Raw genomic sequence first — 16,369 nt, 5'->3', positions numbered from 1 at the left:
CCGTTGCAAATCTCCGGCCCGGCAAGGCTGTCGAAGACCCTGGTGATGCCATATCGGCGCCACTCAATACCGCCGGGCCAACCGTCGCTCGAAGAAGCCGAAGCCGGTCGTCACCAATACCGCCAGCAGGAAATATCCGAGCGCTGCGGCAAACAACGGCTCGTAGACGCGGAAGGTCTGCGCGCGGACGAGGTTCGCCGCGCCCATGAGTTCGAAGACCGTGATTGTGGAGGCCAGCGCCGTCCCCTTCAGGAGCAGGATATTCTGGCCGCCGATCGCCGGCAGCGCCAACCGGAAAGCCTGGGGCAGAAGCACGGAAATCATGATCCGCGTTTTCGACAGGCCGAGCGACTGGCCGGCCTCGCGCTGCCCGTCCGGTATCGACTGTATCGCGCCTCTCCATATCTCGCCGCAATAAGCCGCGGTGTTCAAAGACAGGGTGAGGAACGCATAGCAATAGGCGCCCCGCAACATGGGCCACAACGGGCTGTAGCGGATCGAAGGCACGCCGGCGAGAAGCTGGCCGACGCCGAAGTAGCAAAGGTAGAGCTGGACGAGCAGCGGCGTGCCCCGGAAGGCAAGGATGAAGGCGACCGCCGGATAGCGAAGCCATGCCTTGGCCGACAAGCGGGCAAGCGCCACCGGAATGGCCAGCAGATTGCCGACGAGGGCGCAGCCGACAAACAGGATGACGGTGGTCTGGATGCCGGCCAGGAGCTGGCTGGCGAGGTATTGCCCGAATTCTGTCATGCTATCTGCGCCTCCCGGTCTTGACGGTGGATGTTTCCAGAGCGTGGAAGAGCATCGCCGACAGGCTCGACATCACCAGGAACACGAGGGCGATCGCGCAATAGAACGGGAAATAGGCGCGCGTCGCCCCGGCGGCCATCTTGCCGGCGAGAACCAGCTCCGTGAAGCCGATGAGGCTGACCAGCGAGCTTTCCTTCAGGACGACCAGCCACAGATTGCCGAGCCCCGGCAATGCCAGCGGGATCATCTGCGGCAGCGTCACCAGGAAGAAGGTCTGGCGGCGGGTCAAGCCAAGCGCGTGGGCCGCTTCGGCCTGGCCTCGCGGGATGGCGGCGATCGCGCCGCGAAGGACTTCCGTGCTGTAGCCGCCCTGAACGATCCCGAGCGACAGCGTCGCCGCGACGAAGCCGTTGATCTGAAACTCGGAAGCGAGCCCGGTAAAGGTCACGACCGAACGCACTGCATCGGTCGCGGTATAGTAGACGAGAAAGATGATGAGGATGTCCGGGATGGAGCGGATGATCGTCGTGTAGGCGACGGCGACGAAAACGGCCGTCCGGCGCTTCGAAAGCTTGGCCAGGGCGCCCGCAAGGCCAAGCGCCAGGCCGACGATATAGGCGCTGATCGAAATTTCCACGCTTAGCAAAGCGCCGCGAAGCAATTCGTCGCCCCAGCCCTTGTCACCGAAACCGAGCAAGGTCAGCCAAGACACGATCGAATCCATGCGGCAGGTTCCAATGAGGATGGTGCCGGCCAGAACGGGTGACCGGCACTAGGGCATGATGCCGAAAGGTGCGAAGCGGCTGTCGGACGACATCATGCTCTAGTTCTCGGATTCAGATTTCAGGTCGATACGACCTGAAATCATCCGGCTCCGTGCATCCGATGATCAATCGCCGTAGATGTCGAAGTCGAAATAGCGCTTGGTTATCGTGTCGTATTCGCCGCTGGCCTTCACCGCCTTGAGCGCCGCATTGAGGCGGTCCCTGAGGGCTGTGTCTTCCTTGCGCACGCCGCCGCCGTCTCCGTAGCCGAACATCTTCTCATGCGGCAGGGTGACCTTGATTTCATAGGCCTGGCCTTCCGGCTTTTTCAGGAAGTCCTGGATCTGGATTCCCGCCGCCGCCATCAGGTCCACGCGACCGGCTGTCATGTCGGCGATTTCATCGTCGAGTGTTGGATAGATCTTCACGTCGCCAATGCCGTTCAACTTGTCCTGCATGTAAGTCGCCTGCAGGCTCGCACTCTGCGCCGCCACGGCAACGCCCTTGAAAGTGTCCGGCTTTGCTACGTCGAATTGTCGGGTGTCGGCCTTTGCGCCGACAAGCACGTTGGGCGAATAGTAGTACTTGTCGGTGAAGTCGATAACCTCCTTGCGCTTGTCGGTGATCGACATGGAGCTCCAGATCACGTCGAATTTCTTGGCCAACAGCGCGGGAATGATGCCGTCCCAGGCGATATCGACGATCTCGCATTTCGCCTTCATTTGCGTGCAGACGGCATTCATCAGGTCGATTTCCCAGCCTTGCCATTTGCCGCTGGCGTCCTTGACCGAGAAAGGCGCGTATGGCTCGGCGGCGACGCCGAAACGGATGACGTCGTCGGCTGCCGAGGGAGCGCTGGCGGCGCCGAGGGCCGCCGCTATCAGCGATGCGATGACTGCAAGCTTTTTCATGATGGTTCCCCTTTATTGTCTCTGTTGGATTATCTTTTCGCGATGATGATTTCTCAGGCGATGTTCGAAAACGCTAACAGGTCAAATCAAGGCGATCTAATGCCCTCTGCGGCTGGGTTCATCACCAATAGTTATGACAGTGATGAGGCTTTGGATGGTGCAGTCAGGCCCAAGCCTCGACCGCGATCGAAGCCGTCGTCGGAGTGCTGCGATCGGTCCAACCATAAGTTTTCCCCGCTAGCCTCGTTTCGAAGGAAATAGGCTCGGCCCTGTCCGCCAAATCTCGATTGTGGCATCGTCGATCAGTTCTTTCCCATGGCGACGGAAATGACGGTAGCGAGATCTCGTGCGACTTGAGCTTGCCAGATGAAAAGCGATGCTTGCGGGTCCATCGAGGAGCTGGGCGAGAGGATCGCTTCCGGCCTCTCGCCGGTGAAGGTCGTGGAAGGTTGCCTGGAAAGGATCCACGATCTGAATGGGCAGATCAGGGCGATGATCTTCGTGAGCGAAACCGAAGCCCTCGATGCCGCGCTTCAGGCAGAGCGCGAAATCCGATCAGGCCGCCGGCGCGGTCCGCTGCACGGCGTGCCCATCGCGATCAAGGACGTTGTCGATGTGAAGCACTGGCTGACCACCGGGGGTTCCCGATTGTTCGGCAACCGGGTCGCCCAAGACACCGCGGCCTGCGTCGCCAACCTTCAGGCGGCGGGCGCGATCGTCATCGGCAAGACCAACCTTCACGAACTCTGCGCCGGCGGTCACGACAATCCGTGGTTCGGCAAGGTCGTCAATCCGCTCGACAGAAGCCGTGGCACGGGCGGCACCAGCAGCGGATCGGCCGCCGCGGTCGCCGCGGGCTTCTGCGCGGCGGCGATCGGCACCGATACCGGCGGGTCGAACCGGTCGCCGGCCGCCGCAACGGGACTATTTGGTTACAAGCCGAGCAACGGCTTGATCGATACGAACGGCGTGATGGGCATCGCGCCTTCGCTGGACTGCGTCGGCGTGCTGGCGCGCTCGGCGAGGGATGTTCGCCTGATGACCGAGGCGCTGGCGGGAACGCGGCTCAGCGTTCAGGATGGGAAGCAAAGCGCGTCGAGGACCGGAATGACGATCGGCATCTGCCCCGATCTGACCGGCGCTCCCGTCGACAGCACTGTCGAGACCGCATTGGCCGCGCTGTTTGATCGTTCAAACGTTCGCACGGTGGAAATCGCCTTCGACGGCAGGGAGGAATTCGTCGCCGCGGGCCTGACGATCCTGCAATACGAATTTGCGCAGATCTACCGGGAGCCGATCGAGCGGAATCCTGATCTGGTTGGCGAGGCGGTTCGCGCTTTCCTGCAGGATGGCATCGGCATCGGCGCGGACGTCTACGACAGAGCCGTAGAGGTTCGCGAGGAAGCGCGCAGGCGGGTCATGGCAAGGATGGCGGGCCTGGATGCGCTGGCCGTCCCGACGGCGCCCGGATCGGCGCCGCGACTGTCGGACGAGCTCACGCAGGTGAATGGGGAATTGGTGTCGTGGGGCATGGCCGGCGGCCGGTTCCGCCGCTGGGCGAACATGCTCGCCATGCCGGCTTTGGCTGTGCCCCTGGATGTGCCGGGCGGCCTCCCGGTATCGGTACAGCTTGCCGCTCTTCCCGGCCGGGATGCAGCCTTGCTCGATCTGGTCGAGGCGTTGACCGGAAGCTGACCCGCTTCTCGCGAACAGCCGAAGTTCATAACCTGCAGGAATAAACTTCATTCGCGGGGCTATTGGAACGACGGCTATGCTTCGTTAACATCGGCCTCGCCGTGGGTTGCTTCGGCGGCGTATCGATCGACGGGTGGTCAGCGGCCATGAAGTTCACTGAAAGGGACACGATTGCGAAAGACGCGGAGTTCACGCCCCGCGAGATCGAGATTTTCGCTTCCGTGATGCTGCATGGCACGACGACGAAGGCGGCCGATGCGCTGGACATCACGCAGCCCGCCGTCAGCAAGATGCTTCAGCAGCTCACCGACAAGGCGGATTTCCAGCTGTTCAGGAAAAGCCGCCAGCGGCTGATCCCGACCCCCGAAGCACACATGCTCTATGCCGAGGTGCAGCGGGTTTTCGAATCCGCGCGTGGCATCTCCCGCGCCGCCAGGGAAATCCGCGAGCTGCGCAGCGGCAGGCTGAATATCTGCGCGCTGCCGGCCTTCGGCTCCACGCTGCTGCCGTCCATCATAACCAGTTTCTCGAACCAGCATCCGTCCGTATCCATTTCGCTCGATATCCGCAGCTCCGCGACGGTGGTGCAGAGGGCAAGCCGCAACCAGCTCGACATCGGCATCGGCGTCACCGCGTCGGACGAGAACCCCTCCATCGTCAGGCGCGCGCTGACCGCGACGCCGCCTGTATGCGTCATGCCGGCGGGGCATCGGTTGTCTGAGCTCGACGTCATCCAGGCGGACGATCTCGACGGTCTCGACTTCATCTCGATGGGTTCCGCTGATCCCATGCGGCGGCAGCTCGATGCCTTGTGCGAGGAACGCGGCGTCAAGCGCCTGCTGAAGGTGGAGGCGAGCCTTTCCAGCGCCTGCATCGCGCTCGTCGCCGCCGGGGCGGGCGTGACGGTCGTCGACCGGCTGTCCGCCTGGCTGGCGCGCGACTTGCCGATCGAGATCAGGGACTTCCGGCCGCATCTCGATTTGAATCTCAGTGTCTACCGGCCCTGGGGCGTCATCGCATCGACGGCGGCGGACGCCTTCACCGAGCATCTTATCCAGACCACGCGAAGCTTCATGAACGGCGTGGACGCCGGAATCAGCGCCTTGAGGTCGAGGTCGGCTTAGCCGGCATCGAGATCTAACGGAGCGGCAGGCTGCGGAACAGGCGCTCGATATCGGCTTCGTCATTGTAAACGTGCGGCGACACGCGCATCCTGGTGCCGCGCAGCGTGATATGGACATTGACGCGCTTCAATTCCTGCGCCGCATCCGGCGACAGGCGATCGCCGATATCGAGGATCGAGATATGCGGCGTCGGGTGGCGCGGACGCGCGACCGGGAGCCCCCGATTTTCCGCCTCGGCCCAGACCCACTCGTTGAGGTGGCGAAGGCGCTCGAACACCCGGCTGACGGTCCATTCGCGGATGAGTGTCATGGCGGCGATCGCCACCGGCAGGACCGCGAAGTCGGAGCGTTCGCCCATGTCGAAGCGCCGCGCGCCCGGCAGAAACTCCGCCACCGTCACCTTGTAGAAGTCGGACCGGTCGCCGCCCAGGCGGTTCCATGAATGATGCTCCAGCGTGCGGCCCTCTTCGTGCCAGCGCGGATCGGCGTAGAGGAAGGCCAGGCGATAGGGACCGAGCAGGAATTTGTAGGTGGCAAAGACCAGGAAATCCGGCCGCACGCGACGGACGTCGAAGGGTACCGCGCCCACCCATTGGGTGCCGTCGACGACAAGCGCGGCGCCTGCCGCCCGCGCGGCTTCCGCCACGGCCTCGAGGTCGATCGCCATGCCCTCGAACCAGTGGACGAGGGTGCCGGCAACGACCGCGATCGGACGGCCCGAGTTGCGGATTGCCGATACGATCGCGCCGGTCCAATCCCCGTCGGCCGGTTGCGCGACGATGTCGACAAGAGCGCCCGAGCGCTGCGCCAGATCGTACCAGACATATCGGTGCGAGGTGTGCTCGTTCTCCATGAGAAGGATCGCCGAACCCGCCGGAACCGCCACGTTGGCGGCCGCGATCGCCATGCCGTAGCTGGTGGCGGCGACGATGGCGATGTCGTCGGTGGCGGCGCCGACCATCGAGGCGGCGAGCTGCCGCGCCTGTTCCACATCGTCGTAATAGGAAGCGATGGTCATCTTCCAGGGTTCGGCCTTCACCCTGACGCCTGCCTCTCCGGCCGCGACCGCGGCATTCGGGATCGGAGACATGTAGGCGGCGTCGAGATAGGCCGTCTCGCGGGGTATGGAAAAGAGATCGCGCTGGCAGCTCAGCATGGCGTCACAACCTGAAATCGATCGAAGTGCCCAGCCCGGCCTCGCGGGCGCGAGCATAGACAAGATTGGCAAGCTCGATGTCCTGGGCCGGAACACCGAGGGACCGGTAAAGGGTGATGTCGGCATCGCCGGCACGGCCGGGCTTGATGCCGGCCAGCACGTCGCCGATCTCGCCGCGAATATGGTCGCGGCCGATCTCGCCGCTCTCTATCGCCTCGACCAGTTCCCCCGCGGCCACCAGCGCCATGGGCAGGTAATCGACCCAGATCTTCGATCTGCGCACGCATTCGAGGTCGATCTCGCGGCATGAGGCGACGCTCGCGCCGACCGCGTTGACGTGGACGCCGGGCGGCAGCCATCTGCCGAACAGCACCGGCTGCTTGGACGATGTCGTCGTGCAGATGATGTCGGCTCCGCGAACGGCCTCGCCGGCATCGCGATGCGCCTCCGTCTCGAAGCCGTCGACCGATAGGCTCTCGGCGAAGCGCCGCGCCTTTGCAAGATCGCGGCCCCAGACATGGATCGCCCGGATCGGCCGCACCTGCGAGATGGCCTCGACGTGCCGGCGGGCCTGCTCGCCATAGCCGAGGACGGTCAGCATGGAACTGCCCGGGCGCGACAGCGCCCTCGTGGCGACCGTGCTGGCGGCCGCGGTTCGCCACGCCGTCAACTCTCCCCCGTCGATCAAGGCCACGGGCCGCCCGTGATCCTTATCGAACAGGAAGACGCCGCCGCGGTGAGACGCGAGCCCGTGGGCGAAATTGCCGGGAAACACCGACAGCACCTTCGCCCCGAACAGCGGCCGGTCGTCAAGCGCGGCATACATCAGCGACAGGCAACTGCCTGCCGCTCCCGGCAGGTCGAGCGCGCGCCTGATCTGCTGGCGGGCTGCGCCGTTCGAGGTCTTGAGCAGCGCCGCCTCGGTCGCTTCAAGCGCCAGGGGAAGCGTCAATGCCTGGCGGATCGCGTTCCTGTCGATCAGCAGGAATTCGGTCTCGGCATTCACCTTGCGGTCTCTTCCATTCCACCGACCTCCATATATGCCAGCGTGTGCGCCAGGCTCCGCCGAGCCTAGCATCGCCTTCGCAAGCTCTTGCCCACGACTTTCATAACTTCGTGCGAGAAGCTGCCCATGCGGCATCATGCGCCGACGAATGCATCCGTCGGATCGCGGCACGCGTCGGTTCATAACTTTTGGCCACCAACGGCAGCGGCCAGTTCAATTGACCGTGATTGCCCGCCCGTTGCAATGTTTTTCAGCCAACTCGGATGTCGAGCTGGATATCCGCGGCAAATCATCTGCGCGAAAAAAATAGTACCGATGGAATAGGCAATATCAGAGATAGAAATACACTCGTGATGTTGGTAATTCGGCCATAGAGTGGAATGAAATGCCTAGCCAATATTAAAATAGCTGATTGGCAGGAAGAGTAAAATATTATCGGAGGTTATCAATATGCTCGTCGTGGTCATCGGTTCCGGCATTGTCGGCAGCTCTGCTGCTTATGAATGCGCCAAGGCGGGAGCGGAGGTTGTCGTGCTGGAGGCCGAGAGGATAGCGGGAGGAACGTCGGCGGTAAGCTTTGCCTGGACGAACGCGACAACCAAGCGGCCGCGGCCCTATTTCGATCTCAACGTCGCGGGCATGCGCGCCCATCTCGAACTGAAGCGCGACTTCGGCGCCGCTCCCTGGTTCACGCAAACCGGCAGTTTCGATTGGCGCACGGTGCCGGAGTCGATGGATGATTATTTCGAGAACTTCCGGCAGATGAAGGAGTGGGGCTACGGCGTCGAGTGGATCGACAAGAAGTTGGTCGCCGAGATGGAGCCCGATATCGACATCGCTGCCATTGGCGATTGTCCGGTCTCCTATTATCCGGAGGAGGGCTGGGTCGATCCGGTCCTTTATTCGGCCTGGCTTTTGCGGGCGGCCAAGGAGCGCTGGGGCGCCAAGGTCAGGGTCAACGCGCGCGTGACCGAGATCGAGACCGAAGGCGGCCGCGTCGGGGCGGTTCGCACGGCAGATGGCGAGCGCTACGCCGCCGATGCCGTGGTGAACTGCACCGGCGGCTGGTCCAGCCAGAGGCTCGGCGATGCCCAGGGCATCCCGCTGTCCTCGACGATCGGCGTGCTCGCCTTCACCCCGCCGGTGGCGTTGACGCTGCGCAGCCAGTTGCATGCCGACGATCTGGATATACGGCCGGACGGTGCGGGCCGTATCATGATCCACAAGGTCTCGGTGGATCTGACCTTCAAGAAGCCGCAGCCGCTGAGCCCCGCGGGCGACGAGGCGAAGACGCTGCTGGAGGCGGCAGGCAAGGTCTTGCCTTCGCTTCGCGCCGTGGGTGTGGAAGCGATCCGCACCACCGTGCGACCCTTCCCGGAGGACGGCTACACCTGCGCCGGCGCGATGCCGGACGTCGCCGGCCACTATATGGCCGTGACGCACAGCGGCGTCACCATCGGTCCGCAACTGGGCAGGGTGGTCGCCGACGAGGTCGTACGCGGCAAGATCCATGACGAGATGGAGACGTTTCGTCCGCAGCGCTTCTTCCAGGCCAGCGCAAAACGCGCCGCCACCGCGCATGCATGATCCCTCTTCGAACGCAGGCCCACGATGGTGAAGATTGAAAGATACCAGAAGAACGAGAAGCTCAGCCGGATCGTCGTCCACAACGGAACGATCTATCTTTCCGGTCTGACCGCCGATGACAAGGAAGCCGACACGGCCGGCCAGACCAGGCAGATACTGAAAAAGGCCGATGCGCTTCTGAATGGCGTCGGCGCGGATCGATCGCGGCTGCTGTTCGCGCAGATCTGGTTGAAGGACGTCGAGGATTTCGATGCGATGAACAAGGCCTGGGTCGACTGGCTCGACGGCGCCGAGCCACCGGCCCGTGCCACGGTCGGAGCAAGCTTCGCGCTGCCCGAAATACTTGTCGAAATCCAGCTTACCGCGGCAAGCTGAGGATAGCGCTGCGAAGCGGCGTGCGAACCTGCGAAAAGCCGCCGCTACCTTTCCCTGAATGCCCTTGCGAACGAGTCCATCATCGGGCGTACCAGATACTCGAAGAAGGTCCGGTCGCCGGTGCTGATGAAGGTGTCGACCGGGGTGCCGGGATAGAGCTGTTCTCTCTTGATGTCCTGGGGCAGGGCATCGGTGATTTTCAACCTGGCGCGGAAATAGGGTTCGTGAGTAGCCTCGTCGATCAGCCGATCGGCGGAAATCTCGCTCACCGTGGCCGGGACTTCCGGCGTCAGGCGGGCGTTGAGCGCGGAGAGCCTGAGCTTCGCCTGTTGGCCGACATGCACCTGGTCGATGTCCTTCGGCCGCAGCCTGGCGTCCACCACAAGGCCGGATGACGTGGGCAGGATCTCCATGATCTTTTCGCCAGGCGACACCACGCTGCCTTGCGAATTGTAGGTCGACGACACCACGATGCCCGCCGCCGGCGCGGTGATCGTCGTGCGCTGCAGCACCGCTTGCGCCGCGCGCATCCGCTCCTCGATGTCGGCGAGATTGGTGCGCACATCGTCGAGCTTGGTCAGCGCTTCCTCGACGCGCTGCGTGGTCGCGCGCTCGGTCTGCGCCTGCGCCTCCACGATCTGCGTGTTGGCCGAGGCGAGGTCCGCCTCCAGCGCGCCGGCCTGCCCGACCAGGTCGGCCTCCGAGCGCAGCAGCTGCGAATATTCGGTGCGGTTGGTGAGGCCCTTGTCGAGAAGGTCGGTCTTGATGCCGAGCTCCTTCTTCACCACCTCGGCCTGCTGTTCGATGGCGAGTTTCTGCGCGTTCAAGCCCTTGACCGACTCGCGGTGCATGGCGACGCGCTGCGCCAGGATCGATTGCTCCGAGCGGAACCGTGCAAGCCTGGCGTCGAACTCCTTCTGCTGTTCGCGGATGAGGTCTTCGAATTCCGGCTGGAACGGCGCTGGCGCGGGCTCGACGATCGGCGCCAGCCTGGCGAGGCCGTCGCGCTCGGCCTCCAGCCGCGCGGCACTGGTCTTGAGCGCGATCCACTGTCTTGTCAGGCGGTTGAGATCGGCTTCCGCGGCGGTCCGGTCGAGCATGATGAGGTTCTGGCCTTCCCGCACGTGGTCGCCTTCATGCACCAGCAACTGCCTGATGATGCCGCCGTCGCGGTGCTGGATCAGGATGTTGCCGCCGGTCGCCGCGATCGTGCCTTGCGTGATCACCGCGCCGGCCAGCGGCGCTTTAGCCGCCCAATAGCCGAAGCCGCCGACCATCAGCGCGATTGCCGCGTAGCCGGCGAAGGCCGCGCGCCGGAAATCGGTGCGCGGGCGGCCGTCGAAGGTGAGGCTCTGCGTCATCGTTCAGGACCCATAGCGGATGCTCTGCGAGGCGCGGATGGTCGGTGCGAACGATCCGGTCACCACTGTGCTCTGCCGCGTGCCCTTGCCCGGCTGGCGCAGCACCTCCGCGCTCGGCCCGAACGCCTCGATGACGCCGCCGCGCAGAACCATCACGCGGTTGCAGGCCGCGGCGATGGAAGGGCGATGCGTGATCACGATCGTGGTGACGCCGGCGGCGCGCGCGGCGGCAAGCACTGCCTCGAGTGCCGCCTCGCCGGCGCCATCGAGATGCGTGCTCGGCTCGTCCAGCACCAGGATGCGCGGGTTGCCGTAGAAGGCGCGCGCGAGCCCGATCCGCTGCCGCTCGCCGCCGGACAGCGTCCCGGCGATCACCGTCTGGTAGCCGTCGCGCAGCGAAAGGATCAGCTCATGCGCCTCGGCGCGTTTTGCCGCCTCGACGATTGCCGCGTCGTCCGCGTCCGCGTCGAAGCGGGCGATGTTTTCGCGGACCGAGCCGGGGAAAAGCTCCACTTCCTGCGCCAGATAGCCGATATGCCGGCCGAGCTGGTTTTCGTCCCAGGTCCTGAGTTCCGCGCCGTCGATCCTGACCGAGCCGCCGCTCGGCTGGGCTGCCCCGACAAGCAGCCGCGCCAGTGTCGACTTGCCGGCGCCGCTCGGGCCGATGATCGCTACCGCCTCGCCGGGCCTGATCGCAAAACTCAACCGCTTGAGGATCGGCTCGGCGCCGAACGTGGCATTCGGCGCGATGAAGAAAAGATCCTGCGCCGAAATCGCGCCGGTCGGGTCGGGCAAGACGAGCTTGCGCGCCTCTGCCGGCTGCGCCGAAAGGGCGCCCTCGAGCCGCGTCCAGGCGCGCCGCGCCTCGACGAGCTGCCGCCACGAGCCGATCAACTGATCGAGCGGCTGCAGCGCGCGCGACGACACCAGCGAGGAGGCGAAGATCATGCCGGCCGTCATCTGGCCCTTGAGCACCAGCCATGCGCCGGTGCCGAGGATCGCCAGCTGCAGCATCATGCGCAGCGCCCTGGAAGCGCCGCTGAAGACGGCGTTGGCGCTGGCCGAACGATCATGCAGGACAAGCGCCTCCGCCACATGCCGGCCCCATGCGCGCGCGGCGTTTTCCACCATGCCCATGGCGCGCAGCGTCTCGGCGTTGCGGGCAAAGGCCTGCTCGGCCCGGCTGGCCAAGGCCGAACGCTCCGCCGAGAGCGCATCGTTCCTGCCGATGGCGAACTGGTTGGCGAAGACCAGCACGACGAGCAGCGCCGCGCCGCCGAGCGTCACCCAGAACAACAGCGGATGAATCAGGTAGAGCAGCGCCAGGAAGACCGGCGCGAAGGGCAGGTCGAACAGCACCGCCACGCCGCGCGAGCGGATGAAGGCGCAGACCGAGGCGAGGTCGGTGAGCGGCGACGGCGCGTTCCTGGCGCCGAGCGAAGCGGCGAACATTCTTGCGCCAAGCCTGTCATTGACCGTCGCGGCGACGCGCTGCGTGTAGACTGCGCGGATGGCGTCGAGGAAGCCGAGGAAGCCGAGCGCCGCGATCGCGATGACCGACAGATAGACAAGCGTCTCGAGGCTGGAGGAGGGCAGGACGCGGTCATAGATTTGGAGCAGGTAAAGCGGGATCACCAGCAGCAGAAGGTTGATGAGCAGCGAGAACAGCCCGACATCGGCGATGGCGCGACGCAAGACTGGCCGCAATCCCGACTGTCCCGTCATTTCCCGCACTCCTCTCCAACCCGGATCACGGGCAGTCGCCTAACGTCCGAATCAGGCCGAATGCTCGCTTGCCGTGCCGAGATGCTGCTGCGTGCTGCTTGCGGTGTGGCTGGTCAGCGCCGCCGCCTGGCTTGGCAAGTCGTTCAGCGTATAGGCCCTGATATAGTCGATCTTCATCTCGGCCGGTGTGGCGAGATGGTCCGGCGGCGCGCCGGCTTGGCCGCCGATCGCAAGGTCGACCAGCATGTACATCGGCTTGTTCATATCCGACGGCGTCGCCGCTTCGGCGACCTGCACGCCGTCATAGGTCCAGACCAGCTTGTCCGGCGTCCACAGCAGGCCATACGTGTGGAAGCCGGCGGTGTCCATGGCGTTCACCGTGGATCCGACAGTCGTGTGCTGACCCGTCTGGTTGGTATGCGCGGTCATCAGCAGCGAATTCGGGTTCTGGCCATACTTTTCGATCACGTCGAGTTCCGGCGGCCAGGAGCCGTCCTCCGGCAGCAGCCAGAAGGCTGGCCAGGCGCCGGCATTTTCCGGCAGGTCGGCCTTCATTTCGAAATAGCCATAGGTCTGCGAGAACGAGTCATGCGTGGTCAGGATACCGGAGGTGTATTCGTAATTGTTGATCAGCGGCTTGATGTCGGCCGGCGCCTGCGCGGCGGTGATGGAGAGCACGCCGTTCTGCACGCTGAACGGATGCACCGAGCTGGTCGGGCCGTAGTTGGCGTCGATGTACCATTGCAGCTCGCCATTGCGGGCGAGCGTGCTGCCGTTCGCCGCGCCCCACCAGAAGTTGGTGTCCCAGGTGCCGCCCTGGCTGTTGTGAAGGTTCAGCGTGTTGAACTCGTCGCTGAAGGACAGCGTCATGCCGGACTTGTCGATCGGCAGCTCGAACTGGTTGGGCTGCAGCTTGTCGATCGTCATGTTCTTGAATTCGAGAATCTCGCCCGACCCGAGATTCAGCATCACATTGGGCCCCGCCTGGATCAGGTTCTCGTGGATGGCGGCGAACGACGTGAATCCGTAGCCATCGAGGCGCACGGTATCGTTCGACGCGAAATTGACGATCGAGTCGCTCCCGTTGCCCTTCGCGATGATGAAAGTGTCGGCGCCGCCGCCGCCATCGATCAGGACGTCATTGCCCGCGCCGCCGTCCAGGGTCTGGCCGCCCGCCGTGGCGGTGATGATGTTGTCCAGCGCATTGCCGAAGGCGTAGTTGTGGGCGTTGGTGACGACGAGGTTTTCGACATTGTCCGGCAGCGTGTAGCTCATCCATGTGTTGATCGTGTCGACGCCCTGCCCAGGGTTCTCGAACACCTTGTTGCTCGCCGAATAGAGGTAATAGATGTCGTCGCCGGAGCCGCCATACATGGTGACGTTGACACCGCTGGCGCCCCAGATGGAGTCGTTGCCGGAGGTGCCATACAAGGCAGGTCCGGACGAGGCCGCCGAAAGCCAATGGTTGGAAGCGCCGCTATAGTAAAGAGGAACGCCTACCGCGTTGACGACGAAGCTCATCGGAGAATCCTTCCGCGCTGCCCCGCCCGGAGGTTCATTGCAGGTTCAAACGACCACTTCGAACCAATTTGCAACGTGGACTATGGTTCCCGAAAACAAGCAATTAGTACAGAGAAAATTGCCAGTATTTTTATCGATATTTTGTGAAGATAGAATAAGTGGTATCTAATACAATCATGGCGTGAGTTATTCTCAATTTACTTAATTTTGCAAGATTTTCTGCCACAAGATTGTGCAGACAGCTGCGAATGGATGCGTTTGTCGCAGCGGTGCCACAGGTGGTGGCCGATCGAGTCTTGGCTTTTAGGATTGGAGCGTCCGCTCACGTCTCGCCCATCGCGATCGACTTTTCGAACGCCGCCTCGAGCCCCTTGGCGACGGCATCGTCGAACCCGGCTTCGCACATCGTCTCGATCGCGGCGGCGGTGGTGCCGCGATAGCCGAGGAAGGTCTTTACCGTGTCGGCTGGCGAAGCGTCGTTCAAGTCGAGCAGTTGGCCAGTGCCGGTCAGCACCGTGTTGACGGCGCGCTGCGCGACTTCGGGCTTCAGGCCAAACGCGACGGCGTGGCGCATCATGGCGTCGGCCAAAAGGGCGGGGAAGGCCGGGCCGGATCCGGTCAGGCCGGTGAGATAGTCGATGTCGCGTTCGCTGCCGACCTCGTCCTGGCTGCCGCAGGCGCAAAAGATCGCGCGCACGATGGCGCGGTCCTCGCTGGTGGCATCGCTGCTGGCGATCCAAGGCGTGTAGGATTTCGCGACCTCGGCCGCGGCGTTGGGCAATGTGCGCACAACCCGGCGCGTGCCATGCTTCGCGCCGATCTCGGCAAGGCGGATGCCGGCCATCACCGAAATCACCAGCTTGCCCTTGGCGTCGATGGCGAGCGAGGGCCAGTCCTGCGGCCGTACCGAAAGCATGATGATGTCGCAGCGGTCGGCGAGCGCCTGGTTGTCGTCGGTCCAGAACGCGCCGGCAAAACGATCCGGCTTGGCGCTCCGGTAGGAGAGGGCAAGGTCCTGTGCGCGAACGATGCCGGCCTGAAGCGCGGCATCCGCGATGGCGCCGCCCAGCCAGCCCGCGCCGCCGACGATGCCGAGTCTGATCGAAGCGTTCATGTCTGTTCCCCTCCATTGGAAGGCGCACGGTAGCCGCCCGACTCTAGATCAAAAGATAGAGCATGATGTCATCCGAAAAACCGCTTCACACGTTTCGGCAACATGCTCTAGTCAAAAAATTTGACAGCCTCTGTCGGATCGGCTGGGGGCCGCCCGTCCTTGGGGCATCGATCAACAAAGCAAGGATACCGAGATATGCCGAGCACAATCCACCTGCATCGCGTCCTGGCGACCAAGCCGGAAAAAGTCTACCGCGCATTCATCGAGGCCGATGCGCTGGCCAAGTGGCTGCCGCCGAATGGCTTCACCTGCACGGTCCACGAGTTCGAGGGCAAGGTCGGCGGCAGCTATAAGATGTCCTTCCGCAACTTCACCACCGGCGACAGCCACGCCTTCGGCGGCGAATTCGTCGAGCTCGTTCCGGGCGAACGCCTGCGCTACACCGACCGCTTCGACGACCCCAACCTGCCGGGCCAGATCGAAGTGACCGTGACCTTGAAGAAAGTGTCGGTCGGCACCGAGATCAACATCACCCAGGCCGGCATCCCGGACGCCATCCCCGCCGAGGCCTGCTATCTCGGCTGGCAGGAATCGCTGCGCAACCTGGCCAAGCTCGTCGAGCCCGAGATCAACCAGTAAGTTGAGGTGGGCGGCGGCCGGTGCAACGGCCGCCGCCTTACCCAAGGTAAGTAAAATTTCACCAAGCGCTGTTAAAAGCCGCTTCCATGGATCGCAACAAGAACAACGACCTGTTTGTCCTGATGGCGGCGCTCGCCGCCATCGCGATCTACAACATCGCCTGCGGCATCAGGACAGGCGAAGTCCGCGGCAAGTTGCATTGGGTCGCCCTCGCGGACGATCCGACTCGATTCTGGAACATCGTGGTCGGCAATTCGATTGTCCTGGTGGCGTCGATAGCCTTCCTGTGCGTTCTGTGCGTGCTAAAATCCCGTAAGCTCGGATGATCCGAGGCGACATACCTTTCACACGACGATAAGCAAAATTTCATCGGGCGCGGCTAAACGTGCTCCATGGACCGCAACAAGCACGACGCCGTCTTTGTCCTGGTGGCGGCACTCGGCGCCTTCGCCATCTATAACCTTGCCTACGGCCTCAAGACCGGCGAAATCCGGGGCAGGCTCAGCTGGATTTCGTGTGTGGACGACCCGGCGCGTTTTTGGAGCAACGTTTTCGGCAATGTCGCCGCTGTCGTTGCCTTGTTGGGCTTTCTCTGGCTGTTGCATCTTCGCCGTCGCAAATGACGTTGTGCCCGGCAATAA

The 16,369-nt window shown here is 63.6% G+C and carries 16 protein-coding genes; 7 read left to right on the top strand and 9 right to left on the bottom strand.

From position 1 onward, the window contains the following. Nucleotides 1-63: 63 nt before the first annotated feature. The 3 genes from FJ430_RS25085 to FJ430_RS25075 all read right to left on the bottom strand — a co-directional run bounded on the left by FJ430_RS25085 (nucleotide 64) and on the right by FJ430_RS25075 (nucleotide 2,425). The gene (locus FJ430_RS25085; protein WP_140652264.1) at nucleotides 64-750 is read right to left on the bottom strand and encodes an ABC transporter permease; all 687 of its coding nucleotides are present in this window, start codon (nucleotides 748-750) and stop codon (nucleotides 64-66) included. Between the two features lies 1 nt (nucleotide 751). Continuing rightward, nucleotides 752-1,474, bottom strand: coding sequence for an ABC transporter permease (locus FJ430_RS25080; protein ID WP_140703529.1), 723 nt, complete (start codon nucleotides 1,472-1,474; stop codon nucleotides 752-754). A gap of 165 nt (nucleotides 1,475-1,639) precedes the next feature. Then, nucleotides 1,640-2,425: a transporter substrate-binding domain-containing protein gene (locus tag FJ430_RS25075; protein WP_140644880.1), complete on the bottom strand. Its 786-nt coding sequence runs from the start codon at nucleotides 2,423-2,425 to the stop codon at nucleotides 1,640-1,642. A gap of 366 nt (nucleotides 2,426-2,791) precedes the next feature. Here FJ430_RS25075 and FJ430_RS25070 point away from each other — a divergent pair, with 366 nt between their 5' ends. Beyond that, entirely contained in the window at nucleotides 2,792-4,120 is a 1,329-nt protein-coding gene (locus FJ430_RS25070) for an amidase (RefSeq protein ID WP_140703531.1), read from the top strand. Nucleotides 4,121-4,266: 146 nt separating this feature from the next. Further along, nucleotides 4,267-5,244, top strand: coding sequence for a LysR substrate-binding domain-containing protein (locus tag FJ430_RS25065; RefSeq protein ID WP_140703533.1), 978 nt, complete (start codon nucleotides 4,267-4,269; stop codon nucleotides 5,242-5,244). Between the two features lie 13 nt (nucleotides 5,245-5,257). On the opposite strand, the gene FJ430_RS25060 is transcribed toward FJ430_RS25065, so the two are convergent. Together FJ430_RS25060 and FJ430_RS25055 are read right to left on the bottom strand one after the other, a co-directional pair. Further along, nucleotides 5,258-6,400, bottom strand: coding sequence for an aminotransferase class V-fold PLP-dependent enzyme (locus tag FJ430_RS25060; protein WP_140703535.1), 1,143 nt, complete (start codon nucleotides 6,398-6,400; stop codon nucleotides 5,258-5,260). A gap of 4 nt (nucleotides 6,401-6,404) precedes the next feature. Further along, nucleotides 6,405-7,406, bottom strand: a complete 1,002-nt coding sequence (locus tag FJ430_RS25055) for an ornithine cyclodeaminase family protein (protein WP_181175244.1) — start codon at nucleotides 7,404-7,406, stop codon at nucleotides 6,405-6,407. Nucleotides 7,407-7,856: 450 nt separating this feature from the next. Here FJ430_RS25055 and FJ430_RS25050 point away from each other — a divergent pair, with 450 nt between their 5' ends. Both FJ430_RS25050 and FJ430_RS25045 read left to right on the top strand, forming a co-directional pair. Continuing rightward, nucleotides 7,857-8,993 carry an NAD(P)/FAD-dependent oxidoreductase gene (locus tag FJ430_RS25050; protein ID WP_140703539.1) on the top strand — a complete coding sequence of 379 codons (1,137 nt, stop codon included), beginning with the start codon at nucleotides 7,857-7,859 and terminating at the stop codon, nucleotides 8,991-8,993. Between the two features lie 24 nt (nucleotides 8,994-9,017). After that, nucleotides 9,018-9,368: a RidA family protein gene (locus tag FJ430_RS25045; RefSeq protein ID WP_140703541.1), complete on the top strand. Its 351-nt coding sequence runs from the start codon at nucleotides 9,018-9,020 to the stop codon at nucleotides 9,366-9,368. Between the two features lie 44 nt (nucleotides 9,369-9,412). Here the strand turns inward: FJ430_RS25045 and FJ430_RS25040 are convergent, their stop codons facing one another. The 4 genes from FJ430_RS25040 to FJ430_RS25025 form a co-directional block, all read right to left on the bottom strand. Next, on the bottom strand, nucleotides 9,413-10,729 hold the full coding sequence (locus FJ430_RS25040; protein WP_140703543.1) for an HlyD family type I secretion periplasmic adaptor subunit: 1,317 nt from the start codon (nucleotides 10,727-10,729) through the stop codon (nucleotides 9,413-9,415). Between the two features lie 3 nt (nucleotides 10,730-10,732). Continuing rightward, the gene (locus FJ430_RS25035; protein ID WP_140703546.1) at nucleotides 10,733-12,454 is read right to left on the bottom strand and encodes a type I secretion system permease/ATPase; all 1,722 of its coding nucleotides are present in this window, start codon (nucleotides 12,452-12,454) and stop codon (nucleotides 10,733-10,735) included. Between the two features lie 51 nt (nucleotides 12,455-12,505). Continuing rightward, nucleotides 12,506-13,975 (bottom strand): family 16 glycosylhydrolase, encoded by a 1,470-nt coding sequence (locus FJ430_RS25030; RefSeq protein ID WP_140703549.1) that lies wholly within the window; start codon nucleotides 13,973-13,975, stop codon nucleotides 12,506-12,508. Nucleotides 13,976-14,297: 322 nt separating this feature from the next. Next, a complete protein-coding gene (locus FJ430_RS25025) occupies nucleotides 14,298-15,089 on the bottom strand; it encodes a pyrroline-5-carboxylate reductase family protein (protein WP_140703552.1) in 792 nt (263 codons plus the stop codon). A 195-nt stretch (nucleotides 15,090-15,284) separates the two neighbouring features. Here FJ430_RS25025 and FJ430_RS25020 point away from each other — a divergent pair, with 195 nt between their 5' ends. From FJ430_RS25020 to FJ430_RS25010, 3 genes are all read left to right on the top strand, one after another. Beyond that, nucleotides 15,285-15,728 (top strand): SRPBCC family protein, encoded by a 444-nt coding sequence (locus tag FJ430_RS25020; protein ID WP_140703555.1) that lies wholly within the window; start codon nucleotides 15,285-15,287, stop codon nucleotides 15,726-15,728. Between the two features lie 86 nt (nucleotides 15,729-15,814). Then, a complete protein-coding gene (locus FJ430_RS25015) occupies nucleotides 15,815-16,054 on the top strand; it encodes a hypothetical protein (protein ID WP_140644868.1) in 240 nt (79 codons plus the stop codon). 66 nt (nucleotides 16,055-16,120) lie between these two features. Next, nucleotides 16,121-16,351 (top strand): hypothetical protein, encoded by a 231-nt coding sequence (locus tag FJ430_RS25010; protein ID WP_140703557.1) that lies wholly within the window; start codon nucleotides 16,121-16,123, stop codon nucleotides 16,349-16,351. Nucleotides 16,352-16,369: the final 18 nt, after the last annotated feature.

The sequence above is a fragment of the Mesorhizobium sp. B2-8-5 genome, from assembly GCF_006440675.2.
GTDB lineage: Bacteria > Pseudomonadota > Alphaproteobacteria > Rhizobiales > Rhizobiaceae > Mesorhizobium.
The sequence above is the reverse complement of the archived record's forward strand: the minus strand, read 5'-3'. Positions and strand labels throughout refer to the sequence as shown.